A 19,575-nucleotide genomic window follows, 5' to 3' on the forward strand; every position below is an offset into this window, starting at 1 on the left:
GGCCCTTCGTCGTCCCCGCACCCGGCGGGAGCGGGCGGAGCAGCTCCGCCTCAGCCAGGGAGGGCGTACGTGTCGGGCCCGGCGGTGACCACGAGCCCGTCGTCGAGGAGGCCGTCGAGGGCGCGCTCGCGCTGCGTGGTGTCGTCCCAGACCGCACGGAGTGCTGCGCCCGCGACGGCGCCTTCGGCCTCACGGAGCACGGCCAGCAGCCGTCCGCGGCACTGTCGGTCGGTGCCGGCCCAGGGCTGCCCGCGGCGTGCGGGACCCTCGTACGGCGGCCGCCCGGCCGCGTACCACCGGCACGCCCCGCGCACGGGGCACGCGGCGCACGACGGCGTACGGGCGGTGCAGACGAGTGCGCCGAGCTCCATCAGCCCGATCGACCACACCGCGGCGGTCTCGTCGTCCGGCGGGAGGACGGAGGCGGCGAGCAGCCGCTCGGGCCTGGTCAGGGACGGCGCCGGCTGGCCCGCGCCCTCGAGGAGCCGGGCGAGGACGCGCCGGACGTTGGTGTCCAGAACGGCGTGCCGGCGACCGTAGGCGAACACGGCGACGGCCGCCGCGGTGTACTCACCGACTCCGGGCAGCGCGCGGAGCTGCTCGAGGTCGTCGGGGACCACCCCGTCGTGGCGCTCGCCGATCGCGACCGCTGCGGCGTGGAGTCGGAGCGCCCGGCGGGGATAGCCCAGGCGCCCCCAGGCACGCACCGCCTCGCCGCTCGCCTCGGCTGCCAGCGCCCCAGGCGTCGGCCAGCGGGCGATCCAGGCCTCGTAGACGGGGACCACCCGCTCCACCGGTGTCTGCTGGAGCATGATCTCCGAGACGAGCACGTGCCAGGCCGTGGCGGTCTCGCGCCGCCAGGGCAGGTCACGGGCGTGCGCGGCGTACCAGGTCGTGACGGCGTCGTGCACGGCGTCGGGCTCCGCGACGGCGGACCCAGTCAAGGAGGTGGGAGAGACCATGGCGAGTCGATCCTGCCACGGCGGGCGCGACGGTTAGTTTGGTGGGCGTGAGCTCGGTGATGCGCCCTTCGGGCAAGCTGCCCCCCGGTGTCTACTGGCGCCGGCGGCTCGTCGTCCTGACGGCCGTCCTCCTGCTGGGCTGGCTCGCCCTCCGCGTGATCGGCGGGGGAGACGACCAGAAGGCGGGCGGAGAGCCGCCAGCGACGTCGACGTCCGTCGCCAGGCCGGAGCCCTCTGCCACCACGGCTCCGACCCGGGCACACAAGCCCCGCAAGGCCAAGGACGTCGCGGTGGACGTCCGCCTCGCCGCCGTCGACGGTGTGTGTCCGCCCGAGACGGTCTTCGTGACGCCGTCGGTCGTCGAGGGCGCCCGTGCCGGCGGCACGGTGCCGGTGACGTTGCGCGTGTCGAGCACCGCCACGAAGCCGTGCACGGTGCGCATCGACCCCTCGACGTTCGTGCTGAGCGTGAGGTCGAAGGACACCACGGTCTGGGACACCCAGGCCTGCGGCGAGATCCAGGGCCGTACGGTCGACGTCCACCCGACGTGGGCCACCGTGATCGATGTGACGTGGGACGGGCGTGCGAACGCCGACACGTGCGACGAGGAGGGCGCCTTCGCGAAGCCGGCGCCCTACAGCGCATACGCGGCGATCCTCGGGGGAGAGCCGGCGGTCGCACGGTTCACGCTCGTGGCGCCCCCGACTCCCACGCCGACTCCTGCCCCCACGACGTCGCCGGCCGCGAAGCCGGCGCCGAACCCGGGTGCGACGCCGGCGACACCGCCGAAGCCTGGGAGCGCTCCCGCCACGTCTCGCACCCCGTGAGGCGCAGGCGTCAGACGTAGCGTTCGAGGATGCTGGACTCGGCGAGCCGGGACAGGCCCTCGCGGACGCTGCGGGCTCGCAGCTCGCCGACGCCGTCGACGGTCTGGAGGTCCTCGATGCTCGCCGCGAGAAGCTTCTGCAGCGTGCCGAAGTGGTCGACGAGGCGTTCGATGACGGTGTTGGGCAGACGGGGAATCTTGGCGAGCAGTCGATAGCCGCGGGGTGACACGGCCGACTCGAGGTGCTCACCCGTGCCGAGGCCGAGGGCCCGGGCCACGGCGCCGAGGTCGACCAGGTCGCCCGCGACGATGTGAGAGAGGTCCTCGAGGATCTCGGCGGGAGGCTTGCCGCGCCGGCCGCCTGGCGCGTAGTCGCGCACGATCAGCTCACGCTCGCTCTCGACTCCGGTCACGAGCTCGTCGAGCTGGAGCGACAGCAGACGCCCGTCGGTGCCGAGCTCGAGCACGTAGTCCTCGATCTCGGCGGCGATCCGGGTCACCATCTCGAGGCGCTGAGCGACCGCGGCGACGTCGCGTACGGTCACCAGGTCCTCGATCTCGAGGGCCGACAGCGCACCGGAGACCTCGTCGAGCCGCAGCTTGTAGCGCTCGAGGGTGGCGAGCGCCTGGTTGGCGCGACCGAGGATGGCGCCGGCCTCCTCGAGCACGCGGCGGGTGCCGTCGACGTAGAGGGCGATGATGTGCATCGAGGCGGAGACCGAGATCACCGGGACGTTGGTCTGGCGCGCGACACGGTCGGCGGTGCGGTGCCGGGTGCCCGTCTCGTGCGTGGGGATGGACGGGTCGGGCATCAGGTGCACGCCTGCCCGGAGGATCCGGGTGGCGCCCCTGTCGAGGATGATCGCGCCGTCCATCTTGGCCAGCTCGCGCAGGGCGGTGGGCGTGAAGGGGACGTCGAGAACGAAGCCGCCGGTCGAGAGGGCGTCGATGTCCTTGTCCTGGCCGAAGACGATCAGCGCGCCGGTGCGGCCGCGCAGGATGCGCTCGAGGCCTTCGCGCAGGGCGGTCCCGGGCGCGACGGAGGCGAGCGTCGCCCGGAGGATCGAGGGCGTCCCGCTCGCGCGATCGTTGATCGACACCTGGCTCCCCCGCGAGATCTGATTCAATGACTTCCGTCAGTGTAATGGCAGGCCCCTGAGGCCGAGGCCGCCGCGCGTCAACCGTCGCGAGAGCCGATGCCGAGAGCGCGGAGCGCGCCGGCCAGGTCATCGACCGGCAGGGCCGTGAGGCCCGGGACGTCCGTGGTGCCCGGAGTCACGTCGGAGCCGTCTCGCGGGACCACGGCACGACGGAATCCGAGCCGGGCTGCCTCGCGGAGGCGTTGCCCCAGGTGGGTCACGCGCCGCACCTCTCCGGCGAGGCCGACCTCGCCGAGCGCGACCAGGTCGGTCGGGACGAGGGTGTCCGTCGCGGCCGACGCGACGGCGACGGCGGCCGCGAGGTCGACCGACGGCTCGCTCAGGCGGGCTCCGCCGACCGTCGCGGCGTAGACGTCGGCGCGACCGAGAGCCAGCCCGCATCGTCGCGAGAGGACGGCCAGGATCATCGCCATCCGCGAGCTGTCGAGACCGCTGGTCGCTCGGCGTGGCTGCGGCAGCTCCGTCGGCGACACCAGCGCCTGGACCTCCGCGAGCAGAGGGCGACGGCCCTCCATCGTCACGGTGATGCAGGTGCCGGAGACCGGTTGGTGGTGACGCGACACGAAGAGCCCGGTCGGGTCGGGCACCTCGACGATGCCGGACTCGGAGAGGTCGAAGCACCCGATCTCGTCGACCGGGCCGTAGCGGTTCTTGACGGCCCGGACCAGGCGCAGCCGCGAGTTGCGGTCTCCCTCGAAGTGCAGGACGACGTCGACGAGGTGCTCGAGGACGCGCGGACCCGCGATCGATCCGTCCTTGGTGACGTGGCCGACGAGGATCGTCGGGATGTCGCGGGACTTGGCCACCTGGATGAGCGTCGAGGTGACCTCACGGACCTGCGTCACCCCACCCGGCGTGCCGTCGACCGAGGACGAGCCGATGGTCTGGACGGAGTCGACCACGAGGAGGGACGGCTTGACCTCGTCGACGTGGGCGAGGACGGCACCGAGGTCGGTCTCGCTCGCGAGGTAGAGGCTGTCGTGGACCGCGCCGGTGCGGTCGGCGCGCAGCCGGACCTGCGCGACCGACTCCTCGCCGGAGACGTAGAGGGTCGTGGCCAGACCGCGGGCCCAGCGTGCGGCCACCTCGAGCAGCAGCGTCGACTTGCCGACTCCGGGCTCGCCGGCGAGCAGCACCACGGCGCCGGGGACGAAACCGCCGCCGAGGACCCGGTCGAGCTCGGCGACGCCGGTCGGCTGTGAGCGAGAGCTCTCGACGTCGACCTGACCGATCGGCAGGGCGCTGCGCGTCACCGTCGTCGCGGCCGTGCGGGTGGCGGGGGAGGGGGCACCGACCTCCTGGACCGTGCCCCAGGCCTGGCACTCGCCGCACCTGCCGACCCACTTGGTGCTCGTCCAGCCGCACTCCGTGCACCGCACCGGGGTCGTGGTCTTGGCCATGACGGACACGTTAGGTGAGAGCACCGACAGTCCTGCACGGACGCGCCCGTAGCGGTGCGGGCGGTGACCGAGCTGCTCAGATCCGGCCGCGCCACGAGCGCGCGGCAGCATCCTCCCGGCGCGTGTCGAGATGGGCGCGCACGGCCCCGTAGATCGGGACCCAGGTGCTCGGGAGCACGAGGATCAGGGCGCCGAGCAGGGGCGACACGGCGCCCTCGGCCGCCCGAGTGCTGCCCTCGCTGAGCAGCAGACCGGTGGCGAGGACGGCGACCAGACCGGGCAGGTAGCCCCACAGCGCCGGACGGAGCCTGCCCGTCAGACGCATCAGGGCCAGGGCGCCGGCGAAGCAGCTGAGGGCCACGAGCGCCGACATCACGGCCGCGGCCTCGAAGCCGGCGGCGTCGAGGTTGCGGAGGATGAGGAGGTGCGCTCCGACTGCGCCGAGCACGGCCGTCACGGCGATGCTGGTCACGACGGTGGCCGTGTCACCCAGGTGCCCGGAGATCCGTAGAACGCTGCTCATGGATCAAGGGTGTAGTCCGGAATCACTACGGACATCCGTTGTCGTACTCAGTTCAACCACACGAACCGAGGCGCACGGTCCTAGATGCGGACCTCACCGCGGGCCGTCGCGAAGGTCGCCGCCACGATGCCCGGCAACCCGTTCGGGGCCACCCAGCGCACGTCGACGTCGGTGAGCGCGTGGAGGACCGACTCCCCGAGGTACTGGGTGACGCGGTCGGGCGACCCGGCGATCTCGAGAGAGCGCAGCTGCACGCTCGCCGGACCCGAGCGCGACGGGTGCTCGGAGTCGGGGACGTCCCACGACACCACGAACGGCAGCTGGGGGTCGGCCTGGGTCCCGCGGACCCCGATCTGCCGCCACTCGAGGTTGAAGCCGTCGGGTCGACGCCGGTTGCCCGGCACCGCGTGGCGGCCCATGCGGTGCTCGACGGGGCCCATGTCGTCGACACGGACGACCCATCCCAGCCAGCCGCCACCGAGGTCGGTGCGGGCGCGTACGGCCTGCCCGAAGGGCGCCTTGTCAGACGCCGGGTGGTCCAGAGCCGCCACGACCTCGAGGTACTGGTCGCCGAGGAGGGGGAGAACCATGTTGCGGGTCCCGAAGCGGGGGTGGTTGCCGCCGTCCACGAACGACGCACCGAGCGCCTCGCCGAGCCGCGACGTGGTGGCGGCCAGCCCGTCAGGGCCGGCGGCGAACGAGAGATGGTCCAGGCGCATGGGTCATTGTGGCCCCCGGCACATCGTCGTCGGGCCACCGGGGTGCGTCCTCCGGACGGTGGTCGTCGCTCAGGCGCCCGGGTCGGCGCGGTGCCGGGTCCTGCGGTGCTCGCCGGCGAGGTGCTCCTCGCACAGCGAGACGAGAGCGGTGTACCCGTCCAGGCCCATCAGCGCGGTCAGCTCGTCGGCGTTGGAGAGATAGACCGGCTCCAGGCCGACGTGGGCCTCGGTGTTGGCCGAGCAGTACCAGTCGAGGTCGTGGCCTCCCGGACCCCACGCGGCCCGCGTGTACTCACCGATGGACACCTCCGTGTACGAGGTGCCGTCGCCGCGCTCCACGTCCCGGAACTGCCGGCGGATCGGAAGCTGCCAGCACACGTCCGGCTTGGTCCGCACCGGTGACACCTCGTGGTCGAGCGCCCACTTGTGGAGGGCGCACCCGACGCCACCGGCGAAGCCCTCGCGGTTGTGGAAGATGCACGCACCCTCGTAAGCCCGGGTCTTGAGGTCGCCCTCCTCGTCGGTCTCGGTCCACCCCTGCGCGGTGCCCTCGGCGTGGTGCTGCCAGTCGTCGGGACCGAGCTTCTTCACGTACTTCTTGACGCGCCGGTAGTCGGCGTCGTCGGCGAAGTGCGCACCGAGCGTGCAGCAGCCCACGTCGGGTGCGTCGGCATAGATGCCGCGGCACCCGCGTCCGAAGATGCAGGTCCAGCGCGACGTGAGCCAGGTGAGGTCGCACCGGAACACCTGCGTGTCGTCGGCAGGGTCGGGGAACTCCGCCCACGCGCGGGGAAAGTCGAGCAGCACCTCGGGCACGACTTCACTGTAGACCGGCGAGACGAGGCCGCTCGGTACGCTCACCACCATGCGCATCGGAGTCCTGGACATCGGCTCGAACACCGGGCACCTCCTGGTGGTCGACGCCTACCGGGGCGCTCCGCCGTTGCCGGCCTTCACCTACAAGGAGCCGCTGCGGCTGGCCGAGCACCTCGACGCCGAGGGCGCGGTGGAGCCGCGAGGGGTTAAGGCGCTGGTCCGCTTCGTCGACGAGGCACGTGCCGTGGCGGCCGACAAGGGGTGCTCGGAGGTGATCGCCTTCGCGACCTCCGCAGTCCGCGACGCCGTCAACGCCGACGCCGTGCTCGCCAAGGTCGAGGCGCAGACCGGGGTCCGGCTCGAGGTGCTGCCGGGGGAGGACGAGGCCCGGCTCACGTTCCTCGCCGTCCGCCGATGGTTCGGGTGGTCGTCCGGCCGGCTCGGCGTGTTCGACATCGGTGGCGGCTCGCTCGAGATCGCGGCCGGCCGCGACGAGACTCCCGACGTCTGCGCATCCCTGCCGCTGGGCGCGGGTCGCCTCACCCGCGACCGCTTCCCCGACGGGGTGCCCTCCGACGCGCAGTACGAGGAGACACGCCTGTTCGTCCGTCAGCAGATCGCCGCCAGCGTCGGTCCGCTCCGTCGAGGAGGAGGGTTCGACCACGCGGTCGCGACGAGCAAGACGTTCCGCTCGCTCGCCAGGCTGTGCGGCGCGGCACCGTCCCAGGAAGGGACGTACGTGCGCCGCGTCCTCGAGCGCGACCTGCTGGCCGCCCACCTCGAGGAGCTGCGGACCTTGCCGGTGAGCGCGATCGCCCAGCGTCCCGGTGTCTCGGCCAACCGCGCGCACCAGATGGTCGCCGGCGCCGTCATCGCCGACGCCGTGATGGACCTCTTCGACCTGCCGGCTCTCGAGATCTGCCCGTGGGCGCTGCGCGAGGGTGTCCTGCTCGAGCGCCATGACCACATGTGACCCCCTTCGCCTCCGACGGGGCCCGTGGGCCTCGGCGCGTAACCTGGTCCCGTGACCGACGACCCCGCTCACCCCGTCTCCGTCCCCGCCGCCCGCGTGGCGCTGTCGACGTCGTCGGTCTATCCGGAGTCGACGGAGGTGGGATTCGAGATCGCCAAGCGCCTCGGCTACGACGGCGTCGAGGTGATGGTCGGCACCGACGCCACGAGCGCCGACATCGACGCGATCGTCGAGCTTCAGGAGCGGCACGGGATCGACGTGCTCTCGGTGCACGCTCCGTGCCTGCTCATCACCCAGCGGGTCTGGGGCACCGACCACTGGGTCAAGCTGGAGAAGAGCGCGGAGATGGCGCGCGCCTGCGGCGCCGGACTGGTCGTGGTGCATCCGCCGTTCCGCTGGCAGCGCGAGTACGGACGCGCGTTCGAGGACGGTGTCGCCGAGCTCGAGGAGAGCACCGGGGTCGTCTTCGCCGTCGAGAACATGTACCCGTGGCGTACGGGCAAGCGCGAGTTCCAGGCGTACGCGCCCGGCTGGGACCCGGTGGTCTTCGGCTACGAGCACGTCACCCTGGACGTCTCCCACTGTGCGACGTCGGGCAGCGACCCGGTGGAGATGGCGAGCGAGCTCGGGCGGCGGCTGGCGCACGTCCACCTCGGCGACGGCACGGGGTCGGCACGCGACGAGCACCTGGTCCCCGGGCGGGGCGAGCAGCCGGTGGGCGAGCTCCTCGGTGTGCTGGCCGAGCGGGGTTACGCCGGTGACGTGGTGGTCGAGGTGACGACGCGCAAGGCCGCCGACCGGGCGGAGCGCGAGGCCGATCTGGCCGAAGCGCTGGCGTTCACCCGTCTCCACCTCGCCTCGATCGTCCCCTCCGGCGACCACTGACCCGGCGGACACCCGACGACGCGAGGGCCGCGAGTGTGAACAAGAGCGCCTCGCGACCCCCTCTCGGCCTTACGCTGCCGCCATGGCAGGAAGACGCCCGGGCGCACCCGACACGCGGGGCGAGATCGTCGTCGCCGCACGGGCCGAGCTCGCGCAGCGCGGCTACGACGGCACGTCCATCCGCGCGGTCGCACGGCGGGCCCGCGTCGATCCGGCGCTCGTCCACCACTACTTCAAGGACAAGCAGCGACTCGTCCGCGCCGCACTCGCGCTTCCCGTGGACCCGGTCGTCGCCCTCGGCCCGGTCCTGGTGGCCTCGACCGACGACGCCGGCAGCGCCTTCGTCCGGGCGATGCTGACGGCGTGGGACGATCCGGCCAACCGGGAGGCCGTGGTCGCGATGGCTCGCAGCGGGCTCGGCAGCGCCGACCAGGGAGCGATCGTCCGCGACGCCATCCTCGACGGTCCCGTGAGGGAGCTGCTGCGGCGCCACCGGCCGGATGCGCCACCTGCGGTGCCGGCACTCCTGCTCGCGGAGATGGTGGGCCTCGTCGCCGCGCGCTACCTCCTCGAGGTGGAGCCGCTCGCCACGATGACGGTCGACGAGCTCGTCGCCGTGGTCGGCCCGACAGTGCAGAGCTACCTCGGCCTCGACGCCCTCGCCACCTCGCCGGCACGCGACCACAGCGCCTGACGGAGACCGTCACCCCTATCCTCAGACCATGGGCAGCAGAGTTGCGGTCGTCGGTGCCGGCGCGATGGGAGAGGCGATCGTCTCGGGGATGCTCGCGCACGGCTGGCGTCCTGCCGACCTCGTGCTGGCGGTACGCCGTGAGGAGCACGCCGCCGCGCTGCGCGCCTCGTACGGGGTCGAGGTGACCGACGCGCTCTCGGCGGCGGCGGAGGCCGACGTCGTCCTCGTGGGCGTCAAGCCGTACGACGTCGCCGGCGTCCTGGCTCAGATCGGTCCCCGCCTGCGCCCCGGCACGCTCGTCGCGTCTCTCGCCGTCGGGATCACGACGACGGCGCTCGAGGCGGCGCTCCCCGAGGGCACGCCGGTCGTCCGCGTCATGCCCAACACGCCGTCGCAGGTCGGGGCGGGCGTCGCCGTGATCTCCGCGGGGACGCACTGCGACGACGCGCAGCTCGCCGTCGTGGACGAGATCATGAGCGCCGTGGGCATCGTCGTCCGCGTCCCCGAGCGGCTCCAGGACGCCGCCGGAGCGATCTCCGGGTCCGGTCCGGCGTACGTGTTCCTCGTGATCGAGGCGCTGGTCGAGGCCGGGGTCCATCTCGGACTTCCGCGGGCGACCGCCACGGATCTCGCCGTTCAGACGTTCGTGGGAGCGTCCCGGCTGGCCGCCGAGACCGGCGAGCACCCGGCGGTGCTCCGCGAGCGCGTCACCTCGCCGGGCGGGACCACTGCGGCGGCGTTGAGCGAGCTGGAGGAGCGCGGGCTGCGCGCTGCCTTCATCGCCGCCACCCGGGCCGCCCGGGACCGCTCCCGCGAGATCGGCGACTGACGCGGTCGTGAAGGGGACGCGACAGGGCAGAGACCCACGTCACGCCCGGGGCTAGGCTGACGGTATGGATGACCGACCCGGGACCGCATGCGTCGTCTCCGACGACCGACTGACCGGCTACAACTTCGGTCCGTCCCATCCGATGGCGCCGATCCGGGTCGACCTGGCCATGGAGCTGGCGACCGAGCTCGGGGTGGTCGGCGACGACCTTCGGCGGGTGGGGTCGAAGGCTGCCGACGATGATCTGATCGCGACCGTCCACACCCCGGCCTACATCGAGGCGGTCCGCGCGGTGAGCGCGGACCCGTCCGTCCCGAACCTCGCCGCCGGGCTCGGCACCGACGACAACCCGACCTTTGCCGACATGCACACCGCGGGCGCCCTGATCGTCGGCGCGTCCGTGGAGGCGGCGCGGCGGGTCTGGACCGGTCAGAGCCTGCGCGCGCTCAACGTGTGCGGCGGCCTTCACCACGCCATGCCGGACCGCGCGAGCGGCTTCTGCGTCTACAACGACGTGGCTGTCGCGATCCGGTGGCTGCTCGACAACGGGGCGCAGCGGGTCGCCTACGTCGACGTCGACGCCCACCACGGCGACGGCGTCCAGCAGATCTTCTACGACGACCCTCGCGTCCTGACCGTCTCGCTCCACGAGACTCCGCAGACGCTCTTTCCCGGCACCGGGGTCGCGACCGAGATCGGCACCGACGACGGCATCGGCACCGCGGTCAACGTCGCGCTCCCTCCGGGCACCTCCGACGCCGGGTGGCTGCGCGCCTACCACGCGGTCGTCCCGCAGCTCGTCGGAGAGTTCAAGCCCGACGTGCTCGTGACCCAGCAGGGGTGCGACTCCCACATGGACGACCCGCTGACCAACCTGATGCTGAGCGTCGACGGTCAGCGTGCGTCGTACCTCGCGCTGCGGGACCTCGCCGAGGAGGTGTGCGCAGGACGCTGGGTCGGCTTCGGAGGCGGCGGCTACGCGGTGCTCGACGTGGTGCCGCGCTCGTGGGCGCACCTGATGGCGATCGTCGCCGGACGTCCGATCGAGCTCGACACCCCCACACCCCCGGCATGGCGTGAGCACGTCGTCGCGCTCAAGAGCGGGGGCATGGCCCCCCAGCGGATGACCGACGGACGGTCCACGTCCTACCGCGACTGGCGCGAGGGGTACGACCCGGCGAGCTGGCTGGACCGGCAGATCCTCGCCACCCGCAACGCGCTCTTCCCTCTGTACGGGCTCGACCCGATGCCGTGATCGCGGCCTAACCCGGGTCCGCTTGACCCCGATGCCCGCCGAACCCGTACCCTTGGCTGGGTCGTCCCACGTCCGGGACGCCTCGTGTGTGGCCGTGTGAAGCAGAGAAGGTGAACCGTGGGTTCTGTCATCAAGAAGCGCCGCAAGCGCATGTCGAAGAAGAAGCACCGCAAGATGCTCAAGCGCACACGCGTCCAGCGTCGTCGTCTCGGCAAGTAGCCCCCGGGTCACCACGATGGGTCGCGTCGTCCTGGTGACCGGCGTCGCGCGCGACCTCGGGTCGAGGCTCGCGCGTCGTCTGGCGGTCACGCCAGGCATCGACAAGGTGGTCGGGCTCGACGTCCAGCCGCCGCCCGGCGACATTCACGGGATCAAGTACGTGCGTGCCGACATCCGCACGCCGGTGGTCGGCAAGGTCCTGGCCGTCGAGGACGTCGACACCGTGGTGCACATGAACGTCGGGGCCCCGCAGCGCCAGCTCGGCTCGCGCAGCGCGGTCAAGGAGATCAACGTCATCGGCACGATGCAGCTCCTCGCTGCGTGCCAGAACTCCCGGACGGTCGAGCGGCTCGTCGTCCAGTCCTCGACCGCCGTCTACGGGACGTCGGCGCGCAACCCGGCGATGTTCACCGAGCACACCCCCTCCCGGTCGGTCGCCGGCAGCGGCTTCCCGAAGGACGCCGTCGACATCGAGGCGTACGTCCGCGGCTTCGGCCGCCGTCGGCCCGACGTGACGATCGCGACCTTCCGGCTCGGCAACGTCCTGGCGGCCGACGTGCTCGGCCCCTTCAGCGAGTACCTCCAGCTCCCGGTCCTGCCGGCGATGCTCGGTTACGACCCGCGGCTGCAGTTCCTGCACCCGTTCGACGCGCTCAACGTCCTCTCGCTGGCCGCGACCGGAGACGTCACCGGCACCTACAACGTCGTCGGACCCCAGGTCCTCGCGCTGAGCCAGGCGGCACGTCGGCTCGGACGTCCGCTGCTGCGCCTGCCGTCGGTGGGGTTCAACAGCGTCACCCAGCGCATGGTGCGGATGATGAGCTCCGACTTCACGCCGGAGCTGGCACGACTGTTCAAGTACGGCCGGGTGTGCGACGGCTCCAAGCTGGAGCGTGAGCTCGGCTACGAGATGCTCTACTCCACTCCGCAGACCCTGGACGCGTTCGCCGAGACCATCGAGCCCGGTGTGCTGTCCGCGATGGGAGGCACCCGTGTCTGACGCCCCGCAGGAGCACCCTCCGATCGGCTCGCCGGAGGTGACGAAGACCGCTGCGAAGAAGGCCTCGGCCAAGAAGGCGCCGGCCAAGAAGGCCTCGGCCAAGAAGGCGTCCGCCGCCAAGAAGACAGCCACCGCGAAGGCTCCGGCTGCGAAGAAAGCGCCGGCCAAGAAGGCACCCGCCGCCAAGAAGGCGTCCGTGAAGAAGGCGGCCCCTGCCGCGAAGGCGCCCTCCTCCCGGCCCGCACCCGTCGAGAAGCCGGCCGTGCAGATCGCGCCGAAGGCGGACGTGCCCGCGATCGGCAGCCCGGTCGAGGTCATCACGGTGACTCCCGCGCGGGTCGAGCCGGAGCCCCTCCACGTCGCACCGGAGCCGGACCGGGAGACGCCCACTCCGGAGGCGACCACCCACGAGCGGCCCACGTTCTCGCTCGTCGTGGACAACGAGCAGGAGCCCGCCGCAGAGGCGGCCCCGGGCATCCCGCTCGCCGAGCTGGTGTCTGCGCTGGTCGAAGGCGCACGCTCGGTCCTCGGCGAGGACTGGGAGGCGAAGGCTGCCGAGCTGCTCGCCCTGGTGCGCCGGCGGATCGCCGGTGACTACGAGGTCGACGAGTTCGGGCTGGACTCCCAGCTGCACGCCATCGGCATGGCGGCGATCCGTCCACTGGCCGAGAAGTGGTTCCGCATCGAGGTTCGCGGGGCGGAGCACATCCCTTCCGACGGCGGCGCCCTCGTCGTCGCGAACCACTCCGGCACCATCCCGGTCGACGCCGCGATGACGACGCTGATCGTCAACGACCACGCGCAGCGCACGCTCCGGCTGCTCGGCGCCGACCTGGTCTTCGAGCTGCCGTTCGCCGGTGAGCTCGCCCGCAAGATGGGCGCGACGCTGGCCTGCAACGAGGATGCCGAGCGTCTGCTCGGCGACGGGCACATCGTCGGCGTCTGGCCAGAGGGGTTCAAGGGGATCGGCAAGCCGTACAGCGAGCGCTACAAGCTCCAGCGGTTCGGACGCGGCGGTTTCGTGTCTGCGGCGATGCGCGCCGGTGTGCCGATCGTGCCGGTGTCGATCGTGGGCGCCGAGGAGATCTACCCGATGATCGGCAACGTCCCCTCGCTCGCGCGTCTGCTCGGGCTGCCGTACCTCCCGATCACGCCGTTCTTCCCCTGGCTCGGCCCGCTCGGGCTGATCCCGTTGCCCAGCAAGTGGATCATCGAGTTCGGGGAGCCGGTCCGCACCGACGCCTATCCCCCCGAGGCCGCCGACGACCCGATGCTCGTCTTCAACGTCACCGACCAGGTGCGCGAGACCATCCAGCAGACGCTCTATGCGCTGCTGGTGGACCGCGGGCACCCGTTCGTCTGAGTCGTCGACCTCGGCCGGGCGGCGGTCTCAGGCGGCGGGTCTCAGTGTCGACGGGCGCGCGCTGCGCCGAGGGCGGCACCTGTCACCGCTCCGGCGGCCGCCACGCCGAGGAGACCGACCTTGGCCGCCTTGCGCCCCGTCCGGTAGTCGACGACGTCCCATCCGTGCTTGCGTGCGTGGTAGCGCAGGTGCGAGTCAGGGTTGACCGCGTACGGGTGGCCGACGAGCGAGAGCATCGGCAGGTCGTTGAACGAGTCGGAGTACGCGGAGCAGCGATCGAGGTCGAGACCCTCCTCTCGAGCGAGCGCCAGCACCGCGTCGGCCTTGGCACGACCGTGGAGCATGTCGCCGACCAGGCGACCGGTGTAGACGCCGTCGATGGACTCCGCGACCGTCCCGAGCGCTCCCGTGAGCCCCAGCCGACGGGCGATGATCCGGGCGATCTCGACGGGGGCCGCCGTGACGAGCCACACCCGCTGCCCGTCGTCCAGGTGCCGCTGCGCCAGGGCGCGGGTGCCCGGCCAGATCCTGCTCGCCATCGTCTCGTCGAAGATCTCGTTGCCGACCAGCTCCAGCTCGCTGACCGCATGGCCGGCGATGAAGGCGAGCGCCGCCGCGCGCGCCGACTCGACGTGCTCGGGATCCTCGACCCCCGCGAAGCGGAAGTAGGCCTGCTTCCAGGCGGCGTCCGCGATCTCACGGGTGGTGAAGAACTTGCGCTTGTAGAGGCCACGGGCGAGATGGAACAGCGACGCGCCCTGCATGATCGTGTTGTCGACGTCGAAGAACGCCGCTGCCGTCGAGTCAGGAGGGACGGTGAAGCTGGTCTCCACCTCCGCCGCGGCCGCCGAGGCTTCCCCGGCCAGCATCGATCGAGCACGGAGGTTCTGCGGTCGTCTGTGCCCCTTCGCATCCACGGCACGAGCGTACAGATCGGGGCAGGGGGGCATGGTGATCGTGCTGTGCAAGACTCGACGCCATGACGGTGAACGTCGCGGAGCTCGTCCGGCAGCAGGCGGAGCAGGACCCCGACGGGATGGCGCTCGTCGAGGGCTACGGACCCGGCCGGTCGGTCACGTGGGAGGGTCTCGACGACCGGGTCTCGGCGGTGGCCGCCTGGATCTCCGCCCAAGGACTCGTCGCAGGGCAGCGGATCGCGATCGTGATGACCAACCGCCTCGAGCTGCCGATCTCCTATCTCGCCGCGCTGCGTCTCGGGTTGGTCGTCGTGCCCGTCAACCCCCGTGCTCCGGGCGACGAGGTGACGGCGCTGTGCGCCATCACCGGCGTACGGCTCGTCCTGTGCGACCCCGACTGGGCGTCGGTGTTCGCCCGCGCAGGCCTGCTGACCGTCGTCGCCGGCGAGAGTGACCCTGATCCCCAGGTCCGTCCTTTCGCGGACCTGCTCCAGATCCATCCTGGTCCACGTGGGCTCCCGCCGGCGCCTGCGGACCCGGAGGCGACCGCCCTGCTGATGCCGACCTCCGGCACGTCGAGCGAGCAGCGCATCGTCGTGCTGAGCCATCGCGCTCTCCTCGCCAACCTCGACCAGGTCGCCGCCGTGGAGCCGCCGCCGGTCCGACGTGACGACGTCGTGCTCGCCGTGCTGCCGCTGTTCCACGTCTTCGCGCTGAACGCGGTCCTGGGACAGGCGCTGCGGCAGGGGGCGACGACGGTCCTCCTCGACCGGTTCGACCCACAGGGATGCCTCGACGCGATCGTGCGTCACCAGGTCACGGTCGTCCCCGTGGCGCCTCCGGTGGTCGCCGCGTGGAGCGGCCGGCCGGGCGTCGCGGCGGCGCTCGCCGGGGTGCGGACGGTGCTCAGCGGCGCCGCGCCGATCGGGCCCGACCTCGTCGAGGAGTTCGCCGCGACGACGGGGCACACGCTGCAGCAGGGGTACGGGCTCACGGAGGCGGCCCCGGTCGTCACGACGACGCTCGGGCGGCCCGTCGACAAGCCTGGGTCGGTCGGCGCGCCCTTGCAGGGCCTCGAGCTGCGCCTGGTCGAGAAGGACGGCGCGGACGCCGAGCTCGGCGACCCGGGTGAGATCTGGCTCCGCGGTCCCAACCTCCTGAGCGGGTTCTGGCCGGACGGCTCGGGCGGGCCGGACGGGGACGGATGGTTCGCGACCGGCGACGTCGGCATCCTGGACGCCGACGGTGACCTGACCCTCGTCGACCGGCTGCGAGAGCTCGTGATCGTCTCGGGCTTCAACGTGTTCCCCCGCGAGGTCGAGGAGGTGCTCGCCGACGCGCCGGGGGTTGCGGAGGTGGCCGTGGTCGGAGTCGAGGACCGCGAGACCGGCGAAGCCGTCCGCGCCTACGTCGTGCCGTCACACCGTCTCGACGACACCGACGGTTTCGCCGAGGCGCTCCGCGAGCGTGCCCGCGGTCGGCTGGCGCGCTTCAAGGTGCCGCGTGAGATCGTGGTGACCGACTCGCTGCCGCACACCACGACCGGCGAGATCTCCAAGAGCCGCCTGAGGGCGGCCGAGGCGCGAGGAGTCCTGGGGTTGCAGAGTGAGCGCTGATCCGACGGAGCCGGCCCGGGTGGTCGTCTACGCCAAGCCCGGGTGTCACCTCTGCGAGGACGCGATCGCCCTCGTGGCGCAGGTGTGCGCGGAGACCGGGACGTCCTGGCGCGAGGTCGACATCAGCGGAGACGCGGAGCTGATGCGCACCTACGGCGAGCAGATCCCGGTCACCTTCGTCGACGGCCGCCAGCACGACTTCTGGCGGGTCGACCCCGAGCGGCTGCGGGCGGCGTTGGGGGCCTGAGCGCTTCCGTGCGCTGACGCGCGCACGCCGGAGGCCCCGGCGCAGGTGACCCGAGTCACCCGACCCAGACCGCGCTCGATTTTGTTCTCACGTTCACAAACTCTTACAGTGGGTTTGCCGGTGTTCGCCGGTATCCGACCCCCCAGCGACACCCGGAATCCGTACCGCGGTCCAGGAGCGACGTGAACCAGCTGCGAGCGCAGGCCAACGGCCGTCCCGCCTCGTCGGGCATCCCCGAGGCGACGGTTGCTCGGCTCCCGGTGTATCTCCGGGCGCTCACCGGGCTCGGTGAGTCAGGTCTGCGGACCGTCTCGTCCGAGCAGCTCGCCACGGCCGCGGGGGTGAACTCCGCGAAGCTCCGCAAGGACCTCTCGTACCTCGGATCCTATGGCACCCGCGGCGTGGGCTACGACGTGGAGTACCTCCGCTACCAGATCGCCCGCGAGATCGGCGTGAACCAGGACTGGAGCGTCGTCATCGTCGGCATCGGCAACCTGGGTCAGGCGCTGTCGAACTACGGTGGCTTCCGTTCCCGCGGCTTCAGCATCGTCGCCCTGGTCGACGGCGACCGCTCGCGCGTCGGTGAGAGGCACGGCGAGCTCTCGATCGCCCACATCGACGACCTCGCCGACGTGGTCGCCGAGCACGGATGCTCGATCGGCGTGATCGCGACCCCTGGCGAGGCCGCACAGGAGGTCGCGGACCGCCTCGTCGCCGTGGGCGTCACGAGCATCCTCAACTTCGCCCCTGCCGTCCTCGTCGTCCCCGACGGCGTGGACGTCCGCAAGGTCGACCTCTCGATCGAGCTGCAGATCCTCGCGTACCACGAGCAGCGCAAGCGCACGCCCGCGCAGGAGGTCCAGGCATGAGCGTCCTCGTCGTGGGCGTCTCCCACCGGAGCGCGCCGGTCTCGGTCCTTGAGCGGGTCGCGCTCGACGGCGACGCGGTTGCGAAGGTCGCGCAGCAGGCACTCGACGCCCATCACGTGAGCGAGTCGCTGGTCGTCTCGACCTGCAACCGGGTCGAGATCTACGTCGAGGCCGAGCGCTTCCACGGCTCGGTGGAGGACATCTCCGACCTGCTCGTCGAGCAGTCCGGACTCACCCGCAACGACCTGCTCCGCCACATCTACGTGCACTACGACGACGCGGCCGTCGCGCACCTCTTCTCGGTCGCCTCCGGGTTGGACTCGATGGTGGTCGGCGAGAGCCAGATCCTGGGCCAGGTCCGGGCCGCGCTGCAGCGCGGACAGGACGACGCCACGGTGGGGCCGGCGCTGAACGTCCTCTTCCAGCAGGCGCTGCGGATCGCCAAGCGAGGTCACGCGGAGACCGACATCGACCGGGCCGGTCCGTCTCTGGTGATGGCCTCGCTCGAGCTCGTCGCCAAGGCGGGCCACCGCCTGGAGGACATGCGCGTCCTCGTCGTCGGAGCGGGTGCCATGGCGGCGCTGTCGGCGACCACCGCCGCACGTCGGGGTGTCGCGAGCGTGACCATCGCCAACCGCACCCACGCCGGCGCCGAGCGGCTCGCCGCCACGGTCGGGGGGACGGCCGTGCCGTGGGGCGAGCTCGACGCCGCCCTCGCCGAGGCCGACCTCGTCGTGTCGTGCACCGGGGCGACCGGTTCGGTCATCACGGCCGAGCAGGTCCGTGCGGCGACCACGGCGCGCACCAGCCCGTACGTCCTGATCGACCTCGCGCTGCCGCGCGACATCGACGAGGACGTCGCCGCCCTCCCGGGCGTGATGGTCCTCGGCCTGGCCCAGCTGCAGGAGATGCTGGCCGACGAGAAGGGCGCCGCCGACATCGACGCGGTGCGCGGGATCGTCGCCGGTGAGGTCGCGGCGTTCCTCGCCGCTCGTCACGCGGCGAAGGTGACCCCGACCGTCGTCGCGCTGCGCTCGATGGCGACCGCGGTCGTCGACGCGGAGCTCGTCCGGCTCGAGGGGCGGCTCCACGACGTCGATCCGGAGGTCGTCGACGAGCTGCGTCAGGCCGTCCGCCGGGTCGCCGACAAGCTCCTCCACCAGCCCACCGTCCGGATCAAGGCGATGGCGGGACGGCCGGACGCACTCACCTACGCCAACGCGCTCGCGGACCTGTTCGCCCTCGACCCGGCCGTGATCAACGCGGTCAGCGCAGTCGAGCCGACTCGTTCCACGCCTGCTGCCGAGGCACCCGAGGGGTTCTCGCCAGGTTCGCCGAAGGAGGACCGCGCATGACGTTGCGCGTCGGGACCCGCGCGAGCGCGCTCGCAACCACCCAGTCGGCCCAGGTCGCCGAGCGGCTCGGTGAGCTGACCGGTGTCGAGACCGAGCTCGTCACCGTCTCGACTCACGGCGACCGGAGCTCGCGACCCCTCACCGAGATCGGTGGCACCGGCGTCTTCGTGTCCGCCCTGCGCGACGCGCTGCTCGCCCGCGAGGTGGACGTCGCCGTCCACTCGCTCAAGGATCTGCCGACGTCGTCGGCCGACGGGATCCTCCTCGCGGCCACCCCGCCGCGCGTGGACCCCCGCGACGCGGTCGTCGCCCGCGACGGCATGACGCTCGGTGAGCTCCCGCCCGGCGCCCGCGTCGGGACCGGGTCCCCGCGGCGAGCCGCCCAGATCAACGCGCTCGGCCTCGGCATCGAGGTCGTCGGCCTTCGCGGCAACGTCGACACGCGGATCGGCAAGGTCCGCACCGGTGAGCTCGACGCGGTCGTGCTGGCCGCCGCCGGCCTCCGCCGGCTCGGCAGGATCGAGGAGGCGACCGAGCTGCTCGACCCGCTGCAGGTCCTTCCGGCACCAGGCCAGGGTGCCCTGGCGTGCGAGTGCCGCGCCGACGACCACGAGGTCGCCGGCCTGCTCGCCCGCCTCGACGACGGCGCGACCCGCGCCGCCGTCACCGCAGAACGCAGCCTGCTCGCCTCGCTCGAGGCGGGATGCTCGGCACCCGTGGGGGCGTGGGCCGAGGTCGTCGACGACGACGGCACTGCCCGGCTGTGGCTGCGGGCCTTCGTCGGAGATCCCTCCGGCGCACCGTCCATCCGACTGTCATCGACCGGATCCGTGCAGGACCCGGTCGGGATCGGAGAGCGTCTGGCTGCCGAGATGCTCGCCGAGGGTGCCGACTCGCTGATGCGGGTCGTGACCCCATGACCACCGACCCCCGTGGGCCAGTCAACC

At 72.2% G+C, this 19,575-nt stretch carries 21 protein-coding genes; 14 read left to right on the top strand and 7 right to left on the bottom strand.

Annotated features, from left to right (window positions below; genetic code table 11):
• Positions 1–50: 50 nt before the first annotated feature.
• Positions 51–962, bottom strand: coding sequence for an A/G-specific adenine glycosylase (locus KV097_RS01050; protein ID WP_220364861.1), 912 nt, complete (start codon positions 960–962; stop codon positions 51–53).
• 47 nt (positions 963–1,009) lie between these two features.
• Here KV097_RS01050 and KV097_RS01055 point away from each other — a divergent pair, with 47 nt between their 5' ends.
• Complete coding sequence (locus KV097_RS01055; protein ID WP_220364862.1) at positions 1,010–1,789, top strand: hypothetical protein; 780 nt, start codon at positions 1,010–1,012, stop codon at positions 1,787–1,789.
• Between the two features lie 10 nt (positions 1,790–1,799).
• Here KV097_RS01055 and disA read toward each other — a convergent pair whose 3' ends face one another.
• The 5 genes from disA to KV097_RS01080 all read right to left on the bottom strand — a co-directional run bounded on the left by disA (position 1,800) and on the right by KV097_RS01080 (position 6,406).
• Positions 1,800–2,906, bottom strand: a complete 1,107-nt coding sequence (gene disA, locus KV097_RS01060; protein WP_308289298.1) for a DNA integrity scanning diadenylate cyclase DisA — start codon at positions 2,904–2,906, stop codon at positions 1,800–1,802.
• A gap of 59 nt (positions 2,907–2,965) precedes the next feature.
• Complete coding sequence (gene radA / locus KV097_RS01065; RefSeq protein ID WP_220364863.1) at positions 2,966–4,348, bottom strand: DNA repair protein RadA; 1,383 nt, start codon at positions 4,346–4,348, stop codon at positions 2,966–2,968.
• A 76-nt stretch (positions 4,349–4,424) separates the two neighbouring features.
• On the bottom strand, positions 4,425–4,871 hold the full coding sequence (locus KV097_RS01070; RefSeq protein WP_220345397.1) for a hypothetical protein: 447 nt from the start codon (positions 4,869–4,871) through the stop codon (positions 4,425–4,427).
• A gap of 80 nt (positions 4,872–4,951) precedes the next feature.
• On the bottom strand, positions 4,952–5,590 hold the full coding sequence (locus KV097_RS01075) for a VOC family protein (RefSeq protein ID WP_220342197.1): 639 nt from the start codon (positions 5,588–5,590) through the stop codon (positions 4,952–4,954).
• 69 nt (positions 5,591–5,659) lie between these two features.
• Entirely contained in the window at positions 5,660–6,406 is a 747-nt protein-coding gene (locus KV097_RS01080) for a hypothetical protein (protein WP_220345396.1), read from the bottom strand.
• Positions 6,407–6,455: 49 nt separating this feature from the next.
• Between KV097_RS01080 and KV097_RS01085 the strand changes: the two genes are divergently transcribed.
• From KV097_RS01085 to KV097_RS19585, 8 genes are all read left to right on the top strand, one after another.
• Complete coding sequence (locus KV097_RS01085; protein WP_220342195.1) at positions 6,456–7,379, top strand: Ppx/GppA phosphatase family protein; 924 nt, start codon at positions 6,456–6,458, stop codon at positions 7,377–7,379.
• A gap of 51 nt (positions 7,380–7,430) precedes the next feature.
• Positions 7,431–8,264 carry a sugar phosphate isomerase/epimerase gene (locus KV097_RS01090; protein WP_220342194.1) on the top strand — a complete coding sequence of 278 codons (834 nt, stop codon included), beginning with the start codon at positions 7,431–7,433 and terminating at the stop codon, positions 8,262–8,264.
• 82 nt (positions 8,265–8,346) lie between these two features.
• Positions 8,347–8,958 (top strand): TetR family transcriptional regulator, encoded by a 612-nt coding sequence (locus KV097_RS01095; protein WP_220342193.1) that lies wholly within the window; start codon positions 8,347–8,349, stop codon positions 8,956–8,958.
• Positions 8,959–8,986: 28 nt separating this feature from the next.
• A complete protein-coding gene (gene proC / locus KV097_RS01100) occupies positions 8,987–9,787 on the top strand; it encodes a pyrroline-5-carboxylate reductase (RefSeq protein ID WP_220364864.1) in 801 nt (266 codons plus the stop codon).
• Positions 9,788–9,851: 64 nt separating this feature from the next.
• A complete protein-coding gene (locus KV097_RS01105) occupies positions 9,852–11,042 on the top strand; it encodes an acetoin utilization protein AcuC (RefSeq protein ID WP_220342191.1) in 1,191 nt (396 codons plus the stop codon).
• A 117-nt stretch (positions 11,043–11,159) separates the two neighbouring features.
• Positions 11,160–11,261 carry a 30S ribosomal protein bS22 gene (locus KV097_RS01110; protein ID WP_019143756.1) on the top strand — a complete coding sequence of 34 codons (102 nt, stop codon included), beginning with the start codon at positions 11,160–11,162 and terminating at the stop codon, positions 11,259–11,261.
• A gap of 16 nt (positions 11,262–11,277) precedes the next feature.
• On the top strand, positions 11,278–12,261 hold the full coding sequence (locus KV097_RS01115) for an NAD-dependent epimerase/dehydratase family protein (RefSeq protein WP_220364865.1): 984 nt from the start codon (positions 11,278–11,280) through the stop codon (positions 12,259–12,261).
• On the top strand, positions 12,254–13,624 hold the full coding sequence (locus tag KV097_RS19585; protein ID WP_308289294.1) for a 1-acyl-sn-glycerol-3-phosphate acyltransferase: 1,371 nt from the start codon (positions 12,254–12,256) through the stop codon (positions 13,622–13,624). Before KV097_RS01115 ends, KV097_RS19585 begins: the two co-directional genes overlap by 8 nt.
• 41 nt (positions 13,625–13,665) lie before the next feature.
• On the opposite strand, the gene KV097_RS01125 is transcribed toward KV097_RS19585, so the two are convergent.
• Positions 13,666–14,541 (bottom strand): HAD family hydrolase, encoded by an 876-nt coding sequence (locus KV097_RS01125; RefSeq protein ID WP_374106970.1) that lies wholly within the window; start codon positions 14,539–14,541, stop codon positions 13,666–13,668.
• Between the two features lie 62 nt (positions 14,542–14,603).
• On the opposite strand from KV097_RS01125, the gene KV097_RS01130 reads away from it, so the two are divergent.
• The 5 genes from KV097_RS01130 (at position 14,604) to hemC (ending at position 19,548) form a co-directional block, all read left to right on the top strand.
• Complete coding sequence (locus KV097_RS01130) at positions 14,604–16,157, top strand: AMP-binding protein (protein WP_220364866.1); 1,554 nt, start codon at positions 14,604–14,606, stop codon at positions 16,155–16,157.
• Entirely contained in the window at positions 16,147–16,404 is a 258-nt protein-coding gene (locus KV097_RS01135) for a glutaredoxin family protein (RefSeq protein WP_301022533.1), read from the top strand. The genes KV097_RS01130 and KV097_RS01135 overlap by 11 nt, the downstream gene beginning before the upstream one ends.
• Positions 16,405–16,586: 182 nt before the next feature.
• Complete coding sequence (locus KV097_RS01140; RefSeq protein WP_220364867.1) at positions 16,587–17,273, top strand: redox-sensing transcriptional repressor Rex; 687 nt, start codon at positions 16,587–16,589, stop codon at positions 17,271–17,273.
• On the top strand, positions 17,270–18,628 hold the full coding sequence (locus KV097_RS01145) for a glutamyl-tRNA reductase (RefSeq protein WP_220364868.1): 1,359 nt from the start codon (positions 17,270–17,272) through the stop codon (positions 18,626–18,628). The genes KV097_RS01140 and KV097_RS01145 overlap by 4 nt, the downstream gene beginning before the upstream one ends.
• A complete protein-coding gene (hemC, locus tag KV097_RS01150; RefSeq protein WP_220342186.1) occupies positions 18,625–19,548 on the top strand; it encodes a hydroxymethylbilane synthase in 924 nt (307 codons plus the stop codon). Before KV097_RS01145 ends, hemC begins: the two co-directional genes overlap by 4 nt.
• Positions 19,549–19,575: the final 27 nt, after the last annotated feature.

This window comes from Mumia sp. zg.B17 (assembly GCF_019550915.1).
Lineage (GTDB): Bacteria > Actinomycetota > Actinomycetes > Propionibacteriales > Nocardioidaceae > Mumia.